At 63.3% G+C, this 12,480-nt stretch carries 12 protein-coding genes; 6 read left to right on the forward strand and 6 right to left on the reverse strand.

Features of this window, described 5'->3' with window-relative positions; all coding sequences use genetic code 11:
• The first annotated feature begins 84 nt into the window (after window positions 1–84).
• Complete coding sequence (locus tag D886_RS0101350) at window positions 85–1,371, forward strand: FAD-binding oxidoreductase (RefSeq protein WP_027592183.1); 1,287 nt, start codon at window positions 85–87, stop codon at window positions 1,369–1,371.
• A gap of 108 nt (window positions 1,372–1,479) precedes the next feature.
• Here D886_RS0101350 and D886_RS0101355 read toward each other — a convergent pair whose 3' ends face one another.
• On the reverse strand, window positions 1,480–2,907 hold the full coding sequence (locus D886_RS0101355) for a mechanosensitive ion channel family protein (protein WP_027592184.1): 1,428 nt from the start codon (window positions 2,905–2,907) through the stop codon (window positions 1,480–1,482).
• 336 nt (window positions 2,908–3,243) lie between these two features.
• Complete coding sequence (locus D886_RS28305; RefSeq protein ID WP_177323865.1) at window positions 3,244–3,396, reverse strand: hypothetical protein; 153 nt, start codon at window positions 3,394–3,396, stop codon at window positions 3,244–3,246.
• A 257-nt stretch (window positions 3,397–3,653) separates the two neighbouring features.
• On the opposite strand from D886_RS28305, the gene ycaC (D886_RS0101365) reads away from it, so the two are divergent.
• The 4 genes from ycaC (D886_RS0101365) to D886_RS0101380 all read left to right on the forward strand — a co-directional run bounded on the left by ycaC (D886_RS0101365) (window position 3,654) and on the right by D886_RS0101380 (window position 8,073).
• Window positions 3,654–4,283 (forward strand): isochorismate family cysteine hydrolase YcaC, encoded by a 630-nt coding sequence (gene ycaC, locus D886_RS0101365; RefSeq protein WP_027592185.1) that lies wholly within the window; start codon window positions 3,654–3,656, stop codon window positions 4,281–4,283.
• A gap of 117 nt (window positions 4,284–4,400) precedes the next feature.
• Window positions 4,401–4,967 (forward strand): antibiotic biosynthesis monooxygenase, encoded by a 567-nt coding sequence (locus D886_RS0101370; protein WP_027592186.1) that lies wholly within the window; start codon window positions 4,401–4,403, stop codon window positions 4,965–4,967.
• A gap of 40 nt (window positions 4,968–5,007) precedes the next feature.
• The gene (locus D886_RS0101375; RefSeq protein WP_027592187.1) at window positions 5,008–5,826 is read left to right on the forward strand and encodes an alpha/beta fold hydrolase; all 819 of its coding nucleotides are present in this window, start codon (window positions 5,008–5,010) and stop codon (window positions 5,824–5,826) included.
• Between the two features lie 405 nt (window positions 5,827–6,231).
• Entirely contained in the window at window positions 6,232–8,073 is a 1,842-nt protein-coding gene (locus tag D886_RS0101380) for an amidohydrolase (RefSeq protein WP_027592188.1), read from the forward strand.
• Window positions 8,074–8,114: 41 nt separating this feature from the next.
• On the opposite strand, the gene D886_RS0101385 is transcribed toward D886_RS0101380, so the two are convergent.
• The gene (locus D886_RS0101385) at window positions 8,115–9,377 is read right to left on the reverse strand and encodes an OprD family porin (RefSeq protein ID WP_027592189.1); all 1,263 of its coding nucleotides are present in this window, start codon (window positions 9,375–9,377) and stop codon (window positions 8,115–8,117) included.
• A gap of 161 nt (window positions 9,378–9,538) precedes the next feature.
• The gene (locus tag D886_RS0101390; RefSeq protein WP_027592190.1) at window positions 9,539–10,450 is read right to left on the reverse strand and encodes a LysR substrate-binding domain-containing protein; all 912 of its coding nucleotides are present in this window, start codon (window positions 10,448–10,450) and stop codon (window positions 9,539–9,541) included.
• Between the two features lie 135 nt (window positions 10,451–10,585).
• On the opposite strand from D886_RS0101390, the gene ycaC (D886_RS0101395) reads away from it, so the two are divergent.
• The gene (ycaC, locus tag D886_RS0101395; RefSeq protein ID WP_027592191.1) at window positions 10,586–11,215 is read left to right on the forward strand and encodes an isochorismate family cysteine hydrolase YcaC; all 630 of its coding nucleotides are present in this window, start codon (window positions 10,586–10,588) and stop codon (window positions 11,213–11,215) included.
• 75 nt (window positions 11,216–11,290) lie between these two features.
• Here the strand turns inward: ycaC (D886_RS0101395) and ycaC (D886_RS0101400) are convergent, their stop codons facing one another.
• Both ycaC (D886_RS0101400) and D886_RS26675 read right to left on the reverse strand, forming a co-directional pair.
• Window positions 11,291–11,917: an isochorismate family cysteine hydrolase YcaC gene (gene ycaC, locus D886_RS0101400; RefSeq protein WP_027592192.1), complete on the reverse strand. Its 627-nt coding sequence runs from the start codon at window positions 11,915–11,917 to the stop codon at window positions 11,291–11,293.
• An 82-nt stretch (window positions 11,918–11,999) separates the two neighbouring features.
• Window positions 12,000–12,380, reverse strand: a complete 381-nt coding sequence (locus D886_RS26675) for an AraC family transcriptional regulator (RefSeq protein ID WP_050580711.1) — start codon at window positions 12,378–12,380, stop codon at window positions 12,000–12,002.
• Window positions 12,381–12,480: the final 100 nt, after the last annotated feature.

The following is a 12,480-nucleotide window of genomic DNA, read 5'->3' on the forward strand; positions in this document are numbered from 1 at the left end:
GCGGGCTTGCCCGCGAATGGGCCGCAAAGCGGCCCCAAAATATTAGATGCACCCGCAATAAGAACAACACTGCTGGAGCCGGCCATGTCCGAACTGCGTCAACAATGCTTGTGGGAATTCGTCAGCAAACCGACCGTCGCCGCCCAGGCCCTGGCCGGTGAGCACAAGGCCGATGTCTGTGTCATCGGTGGCGGCATCACCGGCCTGTCCGCAGCGATCCACCTGCTCGAACAGGGCAAGTCGGTGATCTTGCTGGAAGCCTGGAAGATCGGCCACGGTGGCTCCGGACGTAACGTTGGCCTGGTCAATGCTGGCACCTGGATCCGCCCCGACGACGTCGAGGCGACCCTCGGCCAGAAGCAGGGCAGCCGCTTGAACAAAGTGCTTGGCGAAGCACCGGGCGAGGTATTCGCCATGATCGAGCGCCTGGGCATCGACTGCCAAGCCCAGCACAAAGGCACGCTGCACATGGCGCACAACGCCACCGGCATCGCCGACCTCGAAGCCCGCCATGAACAATGGAGCCGCCGCGGTGCTGACGTCGAGCTGCTGACCGGCGCTCAGTGCCAGGAATACTGCGGTACCGACAAGATTTCCGCCGCGCTGCTCGACCGCCGCGCCGGCACCATCAACCCCATGGGTTACACCCAAGGCCTGGCCGCTGCGGTTTCGCGCCTGGGTGGCAAGGTGTTCCAGCAGTCCTCGGTCGAGGGCCTGGAGCGCGAAGGCGATGGCTGGCGCGTGAAAACGGCACGTGGCTCGGTGCGCGCCGACAAGGTGGTGATTTCCACCGGTGCCTACACCGAAGGCGACTGGAGCAACCTGCAGAAGCAGTTCTTCCGCGGTTACTACTACCAGGTCGCGTCCAAGCCGCTGCACGGCGCTGCCGCTGACAAGGTGCTGCCGCATGGCCAGGGCTCCTGGGACACCCGCACTGTGCTCAGCAGCATCCGCCGCGACGACCAGGGCCGCCTGCTGCTCGGCAGCCTGGGCCGGGTCGACAACAAGCCGGCCTGGTTCGTGCGCAGCTGGGCTGACCGTATTCAGAGCCATTACTACCCTGAGCTGGGCAAGGTCGAGTGGGAGATGCACTGGACCGGCTGCATCGACTTTACCCCCGACCACCTGATGCGCCTGTTCGAGCCGGCGCCGGGGCTGGTGGCGGTGACCGGTTACAACGGCCGCGGCAACACCACCGGGACCGTGATCGGGCGAGCGTTTGCCGAGTTCTTGCTCAAGGACGAAGCGGACAGCCTGCCGATTCCGTTCTCGCCGATGACAGGGGTGAGCGCGCCGTCGCTGCGCACGGCGTTCTACGAGTCCGGTTTTTCGCTGTACCACGCGGGGCAGTGCTTGAGAGTTGTGCTGTAAGCACTGGCCTCTTCGCGGGTAAACCCGCTCCCACCGGTACTGCACAGGGTTTCAGCTTTGCGCAATCCCTGTGGGAGCGGGTTTACCCGCGAAGGGGCAAGTACAGGCTTACTTGTGCAGCCAGCTGAGGAAGCCGCCTTTCTTGATCGAAACCGGCTTCTGCAGCAACAGCGACTCCCGGCTCTGGCGCCGGAACCGCTGCAATTTGCTCAACGCCGTCTGCACCTCCCTGCGCTGCTCAAGGCAGCTCTTCACCTGCGCTTTTTCAATGCGGTACAGCACGCAGCTGGTCAAGGTGCGGAACTCGGCCATCGAGTCGTCTTCGTCGATGATCCCCTCGATCCCCAGCACTTCCCCCGGCCCCATGCGCCCGGCCTCCAGCAGCTTGTCGCCATCGCGAATCGACGCTGAAACCACGCCGCTGCCAATCACCAACAGGTGATCCGAGCGCTCGCCCACACCCAGGATCACTTGGTCCGCCAGGTATTCCACGGCCGTCATGCGCTGGCTCAGCGCATCGCGCTCGTCATCGCTCAGCGAGCGGAACACCCGCACTTCATCCAGCACCTCGCGTTGGCGGCTGCGCGGCGGCAGGGCCAGGTCGACGTTCCACATCACGCCACTGGCCTCCAGGTGCCGATGGGCCAGGTCGAACAGCTGATTGCGCGCGTCGGTCTTGCCGCCCATGTCGGCAATGAAGCCACTGGCTTCGTACTCCACCGACTCCAGGGTCGACGCCTTCACCGTGACCTTGGGCTTGGGCGTGGCGAGTATCGCGCGCGTGCCCTGCAGGGCCTTTTCCAGCGCATCGAACACCCGCTTGGGGCGCACCTTGGCCGGCACCACCACACTGATCGACACCCCATGCACGTCAGGTGGGCGGCTGTGGTTGAGCAGTTTGGCTTTGGCCGCCACCGAATTGGGGATCACCGCCAGGCTGCCGGCACTGGTCAGCAGCCGCGTGGCACGCCAGTCGATGTCCAGCACCTTGCCTTCGGTGCCGTCGATGGAGATGGCATCGCCGATCTGATACGGCCGCGTCGTGTTCAGCACGATGCCGCTGAACACGTCGGCCAAGGTGCTTTGCAGCGCCAGGCCGATGACGATGGCCATCACCCCAGAGGTGGCCAGCAGCCCCTTCACCGGCAGTTGCATCACATAGCCCGCCGCAGCCACCACCGCCGCCAAAAAGATCAGCGCCCCCAGCACATCCTGCAGCAACCGCCCGCCATGGCTGCCACGCGCCACCAGCAACAGCCCGAACACCACGGTCACCGTGCGCGCACCGAACAGCCACCAGCCGATCGTCAGCACTGTCGCCATCAGGTTGCGCGACACATCGTCAGGCCATGGCGGCGGCTGCAAAGGGCTCATGCCCGCGGCCAACAGCACCCAGCTGAACAGCAGGAAAATCACCAGCCGCGAGCCGATACGCCAGGCCCGGCGTTGGAGGGGAATCAGTTGCCAGAGAATCAGGTCGAGCAGGATCAGTGAAGTGCCGAGCAACAACGGGGACGACTGGATGAAAGCCAGCATGGTGGTCTCGGGGGTGAGGGGAGGGCTGTGCGTAGTAATAGAGCAGGTTGGGCAGGCAGGCAATGGGGGACGGGTAAGTTGTATCTGACGGTCAAGGCCGTTGCCCTGTGGTCGAAGGGGTCGCGGCGCTGCGCTCCAACTACATCCCGCATTGCCGCAAAGCTGTTGACTTGCTCAAAGACTGTGATAGCGTTTTACCCGAGCGCGAAACCAGTTGCCATTCAGCGGCAGTAACTGGCGTAGGAACCCCGTCGATGGCTGAATCATCAGCGCAGGGTGAGACCTCCACACCCCGGCTTGAGGGTGTGTATATGAATATCAAGCGTCTATTCAGGGCTACTGGTGACAGTGGCCCTTTTCTTTGCCCGGCAGAAACTCATAGCGCTTGTACAGCAGTTCGCCATGGCGGTGCTTGTTGAGTGCTTTCGCGTCGCACTGCATGAAATTCCACAGTATTTTTCCGCTCTCGAGCGTAACGATCGCCAGCATCTGCCGCTTGGCTTCATATCCCCCTGGATTTTCTTCAGACGAAGCAATGGCGTAGGAATTGGCTTGTGGTCTTCAACAAGCCCAGCGTCCATGAAGCCGGCTTGCCCGTTTACAGGCCTGCCAATCCATCGTTCATAAAACAGAACGCTAAAGCCAAAAACCGCTATCTACCGCTCCAAAGGTGATGGTTTTAATCTTCTCCCATCAACGCGAAACACCCAACTTACTGAACATCAAAACCCTTAGGAGCAACGACCATGGCCCAATTCAAATACAACCGCCTGAACAAAGACGACGCCGCTGTGCTGCTGGTCGACCACCAGGCTGGCCTGTTGTCCCTGGTCCGCGACATCGAGCCAGACGCGTTCAAGAACAACGTGCTGGCCCTGGCCGACCTGGCCAAGTTCTTCAACCTGCCAACCATCCTCACCACCAGCTTCGAGCAAGGCCCCAACGGCCCGCTGGTGCCTGAATTGAAAGCGCTGTTCCCAGACGCCCCTTACATCGCCCGACCAGGCCAGATCAACGCCTGGGACAACGAAGACTTCGTCAAAGCGGTAAAGGCGACCGGCAAGAAGCAGCTGATCATCGCCGGTGTAGTGACTGAGGTCTGCGTCGCCTTCCCGGCCCTGGCAGCCTTGGAAGAAGAGTTCGAGGTGTTCGTGGTAACCGATGCGTCCGGCACCTTCAACGCGATGACCCGCGATGCCGCCCATGACCGCATGAGCCAGGCCGGTGCGCAGCTGATGACCTGGTTCGGCGTGGCCTGTGAGCTGCACCGCGACTGGCGCAATGACGTCGAAGGCCTGGCGGCGCTGTGCTCCAACCACATCCCGGACTACCGCAACCTGATGACCAGCTACAACGCCTTCAACGCCGGCAAGTAACCCGCCGCGCACCGGGCACCGACCGTCGGTGCCCGGCAAGGGCAGCACACCTATTCAATCCTCCGCCCGTTCGCTGTTGCACAGTGAGTGCGGGCCAGCTCATCCCAAGGAATGTCGATGAACACCGCACTCCAAGACAACCGCAACGTGGTCACCCTGGTCATCCAGCACAAGGTTCGCGCCGAGGCGCTGGCCGGCTACGAGGACTGGCTCAAGCACACGGTCAGTGCCGCGCGCCGCCAACCCGGCCACCTCGACGTCAACGTGATCCGCCCCGAAGACGGCGGCCGCCACTTCACCACCGTGGTGCGCTTCAGCGATGCCAGCCTGCTGCAGGCCTGGGTCAACTCCACCGAGCGCCAGACGCTGGTCAGCCAGGTGCTGCCGCTGCTGGAGGAGGGCGATAACACCCAGGTTCACGAAGACCCAGAGTTCTGGTTCACCCCACCGAGCACCACGGCGGCACAACCGCCGCGCTGGAAGCAGGCGTTGCTGACCTACCTGGTGATCTGCCCGATGACCATGGTCATTCCGCAACTGCTGGCGCCGTTGTTCGCGCGCTTTCCGCACTTGGGCGGCGCGATCACCGGCAACCTGATCGTCAACCTGTTTGTCATCCTGCCCGTGGTGTTCTACATCATGCCGTGGGTAACCCGCCGCTGCGCCAACTGGCTGCGTGGCTGATTCAGCCCCTTCCCCCATAGACTTTCAAGGAGATACCGATATGAGCACACTCGTAACCCGCGATGGCACTTCGCTCTATTTCAAGGACTGGGGCAGCGGCAAGCCCGTGCTGTTCAGCCACGGTTGGCCGTTGGACGCCGACATGTGGGATTCGCAGATGGAATTCCTGGCCAGCCGTGGCTACCGCGCCATCGCCTTCGACCGCCGTGGTTTCGGCCGGTCGAGCCAGCCGTGGAATGGCTATGACTACGACACGTTTGCCGATGACATCGCCCAACTGATCGAACACCTCGACCTGCGTGAAGTGACCTTGGTGGGCTTCTCCATGGGCGGTGGCGATGTCAGCCGCTACATCGCGCGCCATGGTAACGAGCGGGTGGCCGGGCTTGTGTTGCTGGGGGCGGTGACGCCGGTGTTTGGCCAGCGGGATGACAACCCTGAGGGGGTCGAGGCTGCGGTGTTCGAGGGTATTCAGGCGGGCTTGCGTGCCGACCGGGCGCAGTTCATCGCCGATTTTGCGACGCCGTTTTATGGCTTGAACCAAGGGCAGCAGGTGTCCCAGGGGGTGCTGACGCAGACCCTGAACATCGCGCTGCTGGCCTCGATCAAGGGCACGCTGGATTGCGTCACCGCGTTCTCCGAGACCGACTTCCGCCCGGACATGGCCAAGATTGAGGTGCCGACCTTGGTGATCCACGGTGATGCGGACCAGATCGTGCCGTTTGAGACCACGGGCAAGAAAGCCGCCGAGTTGATTCGTGGGGCCGAGCTGAAGGTGTATGAAGGTGCGCCGCATGGGTTTGCCGTGACGCATGCGCAGCAGCTGAATGAAGACTTGTTGGCGTTTCTCCAGCGATGACGGTGTGAGGCATTCGCGGCGGTCCGGCTCCCCGGTAAACCCGCTCCCACAGGATCAACACAGCTTTTGGGGCATGTGATGCCCCTGTGGGAGCGGGTTCACCGGGGCGCCGGACCGCCGCGAAGAGGCCGGCCCTGGCAGCACAAAACGTGAACAGGGCTAACCTTCTTCAACCCACCGCACATCCATGCAATCCCTGACCAGGCTTGAACCGGCATGCTCGGCAGTTGCGCTTGCCGCTGCCGCACCCAGACGGAGAAGACCATGTCCCAGGACCCTAACGACAAGAGCCGTCGCCAGTTCCTCGCCACCAGCACCGTGCTCGGTGCCGCCGGCGCGCTCTGGTCCGCATTGCCCTTCGCCGGCTCCGCCGGTTCCGCCCATGCATCCACTCAAGGAGGCTCCATGACCGCCGACCTCATTCTGTTCAATGGCAAACTGCACACTGTCGACCGTGAGAAGCCCACCGCCACCGCCGTCGCCATCAAGGACGGCCGCTTCATCGCCGTCGGCAGCGACGCCGAAGCCATGGCCCACAAAAGCGCCACCACGCAGATCATCGACCTCAAGCAGCGCACGGTCATCCCGGGCCTGAACGACTCCCACCTGCACCTGATCCGCGGTGGCCTGAACTACAACCTGGAGCTGCGCTGGGAAGGCGTGCCTTCGGTAGCCGATGCCCTGCGCATGCTCAAGGACCAAGCCGCCCGTACCCCGACCCCGCAGTGGGTGCGTGTGGTCGGTGGCTGGAACGAGTTCCAGTTCGCTGAAAAGCGCATGCCGACCCTGGAAGAAATCAACCAGGCCGCGCCCGATACCCCCGTGTTCCTGCTGCACCTGTACGACCGCGCGCTGCTCAACCGCGCCGCGCTCAAAGCCGTGGGTTACACCAAGGACACGCCGAACCCGCCGGGTGGCGAGATCCAGCGCAACAAGTTCGGCGAGCCGACCGGCATGCTCATCGCCCGCCCTAACGCGATGATCCTCTACGCCACCCTGGCCAAAGGGCCGAAGCTGCCGCTGGAGTACCAGGTAAACTCGACCCGCCAGTTCATGCGTGAGCTCAACCGCCTGGGCCTGACCAGCGCCATCGACGCCGGGGGCGGCTACCAGAACTTCCCGGACGATTACTCGGTGATCCAGGAGCTGGCAGACAACAACCAGCTGACCGTGCGCATCGCCTACAACCTGTTCACCCAGAAGCCCAAGGAAGAACTCGACGACTTCAAGAAGTGGACCTCCAGCGTCAAGCTGCACAGCGGCACCGACTTCCTGCGCCATAACGGCGCGGGTGAGATGCTGGTGTTCTCCGCGGCCGACTTCGAGGACTTCCTCGAGCCGCGCCCGGACCTGCCGCAAACCATGGAAGAAGAGCTGGAACCGGTGGTACGCCACCTGGTCGAGCAGCGCTGGCCGTTCCGCCTGCACGCCACCTACAACGAATCCATCACGCGCATGCTGGATGTGTTCGAGAAGGTCAACCGCGACATCCCGTTCAATGGCCTGCCGTGGTTCTTCGACCACGCCGAGACCATCACCCCGCAGAACATCGAGCGCGTGCGCGCCTTGGGCGGCGGTATCGCCATCCAGGACCGCATGGCCTTCCAAGGTGAGTACTTCGTCGACCGCTACGGCGCCAAGGCTGCCGAGCAGACCCCGCCGATCAAGCGCATGCTCGACATGGGCGTGCCGGTTGGGGCCGGTACCGACGCGACCCGCGTCTCCAGCTACAACCCGTGGACTTCGCTGTACTGGCTGGTCAGCGGCAAGACCGTCGGCGGCATGGAGCTGTACCCTGAGGGCCTGAGCCGTGACACCGCGCTGCAATTATTCACGCAGGGCAGCGCCTGGTTCTCCAGCGAGCAGGGCAAGAAGGGCCAGATCAAGGTTGGCCAGTTGGCGGACCTGGCGGCGTTGTCGCTGGACTTCTTCAGTGTCGAGGAAGAAGCGATCAAGGGCATCGAGTCGGTGCTGACCATCGTTGACGGCAAGGTCGTGTACGCTGCCGGCGAGTTCGACAGGCTCGGCCCACCGCAGGTACCGGTCTTGCCGGAATGGTCGCCGGTGGCCAAGGTGCCGGGGCACTGGCGTGTGGGTACGCCATCGCTGGCAGCGGCGGTGCACCAGTGCAGCGGGCCGTGTGGGGTGCATGCACACAGCCACGAAAAGGCGCGGCATTCCAGCGTGCCGGTGAACGACTTCCAAGGGTTCTGGGGGGCGTTGGGGTGTTCGTGTTTTGCGTTCTAAGTTGACATGAGGAAAGGGGCCCGTAGAGGCCCCTTTTTTGTTCAAAAGCCGCCTTTGAGCGGGTATTCGATGATCACGTAGAAGCGGTCGATATCATCGCCCGCCTGGGCTTGGTTGGCGCGGTGGCTGACGTGGGACAGCGCCAGGCTGAGGTCTTTGGCGGCGCCGGACTGCACCACGTACTTGAGGTCGACATCGCGCTCCCAGTGGCGCCCGCCCTGGCCCTGTTGCGCCGTGTAGGCGCCCCCTGCCGGGGCATGCGTGCCATCGACACCGCGGCCGCTGACGTAGCGGCCCATCAGGCTCAGGCCGGGCATGCCGAGGGTGGCGAAGTCGAGGTCGTAACGCAGTTGCCACGAACGCTCGCCGGGGCCGTTGAAGTCGGCGTACTTGATCGAGTTGGCCAGGTAGATGGAGTCGCCGCCGACGAAGTCGAAGGGGGTGTCGCCCTCGACCTTCTGGTAGGCCAGGGTCAGCGCCTGGGCACCGAAGCGGTACTTGCCCGCCAGGCTGTAGGCGGTGGTGTCGATGGCGCCAGCGCTGGCGTTGCCGGTATCACGGGTTTTGTAGAGGTTGCCGTCCAGGCGCCAATTGCCCTCGGCCAGGTTGAGATTGAGGTAGGCCTGGTGCCAGGTGTCTTGCAGCTGGCTGGTGTACAGCGCACCGCCGAACGGGCCATCGGGGGCGAACGTGGCGCCGGCCAGGCTGATAGCGCGGCCATGGGTGGTGGCGCCGTAGCCGGCGAAATCGTCGTGGGTCGAACTGTTGTCCTGGTTGTTGAACGCAGTGAAGCGGCCCGCCTGCAGGCGCCAGTCGGGCAAGTCGGTGTTCTCCAGCAACCAACCCGTGGCGTATTCGGGGTGCAGGCGTTTGTCGCCGGTGTCGAACACCGGTGTCTCGACAGTCATCTCGCCGTAGCGCAGCAGGGTATTGCCCAGGCGTAGCTTGAGGGCTGCACCGGCGCTGGAATAGTCGGACTCGGCACGCCCATCGCTGTCACGCGGCAGCAAGCCAGTACCGGCATGGCCGCGGCCACCGTCGAGCTTGAGGCCGAGAAAACCATGCGCGTCGATGCCAACATCCACCGTGCCTTCGGTGAACCCCGAACGGATTTCACCGATGAAGCCTTGGGCCCATTCCTGGCGGTAGTTTTGGCCGCTGCCGGAAGGCGAGCGGAAGTCGCTGTGCAGGAAGTAGTTGCGGCTGAGCAGCGACCAGCCGGGTTCATCTGCCTGGCTGAATGCGGGACAAAGGGCGAGGGAGGCGAGCAGGGCGCGGCCTGGTCCGTGATTGGCGCGGATCATGAGGGCTCCGGGGTGGATGATCCCAGACTGTGGCGCACGCGTAGGTGAGGGTCTTGTAAGGGTGTGCTGGCCTCTTCGCGGGGCAAGCCCGCTCCCACAGGGACCGCGTGGTCTCCAGGGCGCTGGGCCCCGTGAAGAGGCCGGTACTGACAGCAACTGACTCAGGCCATGTCGCTGATCGCGAACTCCTCGGCCAGGTGATCGATCAGCGACCGCACCGACGGCAACAACCCGCGCCGTGACGGGAAGATCGCATGCACGATGCCGCACCGCGGGTGCCACTCTGGCAGCAACTCCACCAGCCGGCCCTCGGCCAAGTCTTCGCGCACGGCCACCCGTGGCAAGTGCGCGATGCCAACCCCGGCCACTACAAAATGCCGCAGCGCGAACAGGTCGTCGGTGACCATGCGCGGCGTGTGCGGGATCACGATGCTGCGGCTCATGTCCTCGCCCTGGAACAGCTCCCATTGGTACTCACGCTGGGCGCTGCCCCAATGCACGCTGGGCAGCGTGCCAAGCAGCTGCGGGTCGAAGCCTTCGGGCAGTTGCGCCAGGTACTGCGGATGCCCCACCAGGCACTGGGTGCTGTTGCTCAGCACCTTCATCACCATGTCGGTGTTTTCCAGTGGCGGAAAGCGCACGCGCAGCGCGACGTCGAAGCCTTCGTGCAGCAGGTCGACGCGGCGGTTGGTGCTTTCGATGAACAGCTCCACCTGCGGGTACTTGAGCATGTAACGGGTCAGCATTGGCCCGACCCAGGAGTTGAGCAGGGTGGTCGGGCAGCTGATGCGCACCAGGCCGCGAGGCTCGCTGCGGTTGCGCTCGATGATCTCCGCCGCGCCCTCGGCTTCCACGCGCATGGCCAGGCAGCGGTTGTAGTAGGCCTGGCCAATTTCGGTCAACGAGCAGTGCCGGCTGGTGCGGTGCAGCAGGCGCACGCCCAGGCGGTCCTCAAGGTCGGCAATGCGCCGGCTGAGTTTTGACTTGGGCATGTCCAGCGCCCGCCCGGCCGGGGCGAAGCCGCCGTGCTCGACGACTTGGGTGAAGTAGTAGAGGGAGTTGAGGTCTTCCAATGATCGTTCTCCAAATGGAACGCTAAAGGCAATTTTCGCAGTCTACCGCAGCAAAGGTGATGAATTTAATCTGTGCCCATCAACGCGAAACACCCCACTTACTGAAAACATCGAAGCCTTTTAGGAGCACGGACCATGAGCAAATTCACCTACAACCGCCTGAACAAAGATGACGCCGCTGTGCTGCTGGTCGACCACCAGGCTGGCCTGTTGTCCCTGGTCCGTGACATCGAGCCGGACAAATTCAAGAACAACGTACTGGCCCTGGCGGACCTGGCCAAGTTCTTCAACCTGCCAACCATCCTCACCACCAGCTTCGAGCAAGGCCCCAACGGCCCGCTGGTCCCCGAGCTGAAAGCGCTGTTCCCAGAGGCCCCGTACATTGCCCGCCCAGGCCAGATCAATGCCTGGGACAACGAAGATTTCGTCAAGGCAGTGAAGGCCACTGGCAAGAAGCAGCTGATCATCGCCGGTGTAGTGACCGAAGTATGTGTGGCATTCCCGGCGCTGGCAGCCTTGGAAGAAGAGTTTGAGGTGTTCGTGGTGACCGACGCTTCCGGCACCTTCAATGCAATGACCCGCGATGCCGCCCATGACCGCATGAGCCGTGCCGGTGCGCAGCTGATGACCTGGTTTGGCGTGGCCTGTGAGCTGCACCGCGACTGGCGCAATGACGTCGAAGGGTTGGCAGCACTGTGCTCCAACCACATTCCGGACTATCGGAGTTTGATGACCAGCTACAACGCGCTGACGGCGGGTAAGTAATCACCCGCTAGTGGCAAACGAAAAGGCCGGCGCCCTGTGAGGGCGCCGGCTTTTTTGTCGCTGTGCAGGCTTGGATCAGCGAGCGCTCAACGCCGCATAGCTGTTCATCAGGTTGCGGTAGTTGGGAATCCGCTGCGACAGCAGATTGCCCAGCCCTTCGATGTCGTTGCGCCAGTCGCGGTGCAGCTCACAGGCCACCGAGAACCAGTTCATCATGTGTGCGCCTGCTTGGGTCATGCGTACCCACGCGGCCTGCTGCACGGTTTCGTTGAAGGTACCGGAAGCGTCGGTCACCACGAACACCTCGAAGCCTTCAGCCAGCGCCGACAAGGTCGGGAAGGCCACGCATACGTCAGTGACCACGCCGGCGATGATCAGCTGCTTGCGGCCTGTCGCCTTGATCGCCTTGACGAAGTCTTCGTTGTCCCAGGCGTTGATCTGGCCAGGGCGGGCAATGTACGGCGCGTCTGGGAACATCTCTTTCAGCTCGGGCACCAGCGGGCCGTTGGGGCCTTGTTCGAAGCTGGTGGTGAGGATGGTCGGCAGGCCGAAGAACTTGGCCAGGTCGCCCAGGGCCAGTACGTTGTTCTTGAACTCGTTGGGCGAGAAGTCCTGCACCAGGGAGATCAGGCCGGTCTGGTGGTCGACCAGCAGCACCACGGCGTCGTCTTTGTTCAGGCGCTTGTAATCCGGTTGGCTCATGAGGGTAACTCCTTGCATTGGGCTTAGGGTGTGAAACTCAGGTGTACTACCCGAAGGTGGTATACCAATGGATAAAAGGCGCTTAAGAATGCGGGCCGGACGCGGCACCTTGCGTGGTCAACCGCCACGCTTTGGGCGGCTGGCCGACCAGGCGGCTGAATGCCCGGGTGAAATGGGACTGGTCGCAGAAACCACATTCGAGGCTGACATGGGTGATCGGCGCCTCGGTGGCCAGCAGGCGCTTGGCCTTCTCCATGCGCGCCAGCAGGCGCCAGGCCTGGGGCGACAAACCGGTATTGACCTTGAACGCGCGCGAAAAATGGCTACGGGTCAGGTTGCACACACCGGCGATCTCGATGATCGACAAAGGGCTGTGCAGCATCAGTTCCTTGGCCTGGCGCAGCCGCGCAGGGGTCAGCGCGCCTGGGGCCGGTGAGGTGCTGCGGATCGTCAGAGGGCTCATGGCGACTCTCCTGTTCAATGAGGAAAGTCTCGCCCCCGGGTCATGACAAAGTCCTGAGGCAAACCTGAAGAGTTCTTAATTGTGCAGTGCTGGCCCTGGC

It is taken from the genome of Pseudomonas sp. LAIL14HWK12:I7 (assembly GCF_000483465.1).
GTDB classification, from domain to species: Bacteria; Pseudomonadota; Gammaproteobacteria; order Pseudomonadales; family Pseudomonadaceae; genus Aquipseudomonas; species Aquipseudomonas kermanshahensis.

Excerpts from the sequence above, each read along its gene's own strand:
- D886_RS0101350 (WP_027592183.1), top strand. The coding sequence starts at position 85 with ATGTCCGAACTGCGTCAACAATGCTTGTGGGAATTCGTCAGCAAACCG.
- D886_RS0101355 (WP_027592184.1), bottom strand. The coding sequence starts at position 2,907 with ATGCTGGCTTTCATCCAGTCGTCCCCGTTGTTGCTCGGCACTTCACTG.
- D886_RS28305 (WP_177323865.1), bottom strand. The coding sequence starts at position 3,396 with ATGCTGGCGATCGTTACGCTCGAGAGCGGAAAAATACTGTGGAATTTC.
- ycaC (WP_027592185.1), top strand. The coding sequence starts at position 3,654 with ATGGCCCAATTCAAATACAACCGCCTGAACAAAGACGACGCCGCTGTG.
- D886_RS0101370 (WP_027592186.1), top strand. The coding sequence starts at position 4,401 with ATGAACACCGCACTCCAAGACAACCGCAACGTGGTCACCCTGGTCATC.
- D886_RS0101375 (WP_027592187.1), top strand. The coding sequence starts at position 5,008 with ATGAGCACACTCGTAACCCGCGATGGCACTTCGCTCTATTTCAAGGAC.
- D886_RS0101380 (WP_027592188.1), top strand. The coding sequence starts at position 6,232 with ATGACCGCCGACCTCATTCTGTTCAATGGCAAACTGCACACTGTCGAC.
- D886_RS0101385 (WP_027592189.1), bottom strand. The coding sequence starts at position 9,377 with ATGATCCGCGCCAATCACGGACCAGGCCGCGCCCTGCTCGCCTCCCTC.
- ycaC (WP_027592191.1), top strand. The coding sequence starts at position 10,586 with ATGAGCAAATTCACCTACAACCGCCTGAACAAAGATGACGCCGCTGTG.
- ycaC (WP_027592192.1), bottom strand. The coding sequence starts at position 11,917 with ATGAGCCAACCGGATTACAAGCGCCTGAACAAAGACGACGCCGTGGTG.
- D886_RS26675 (WP_050580711.1), bottom strand. The coding sequence starts at position 12,380 with ATGAGCCCTCTGACGATCCGCAGCACCTCACCGGCCCCAGGCGCGCTG.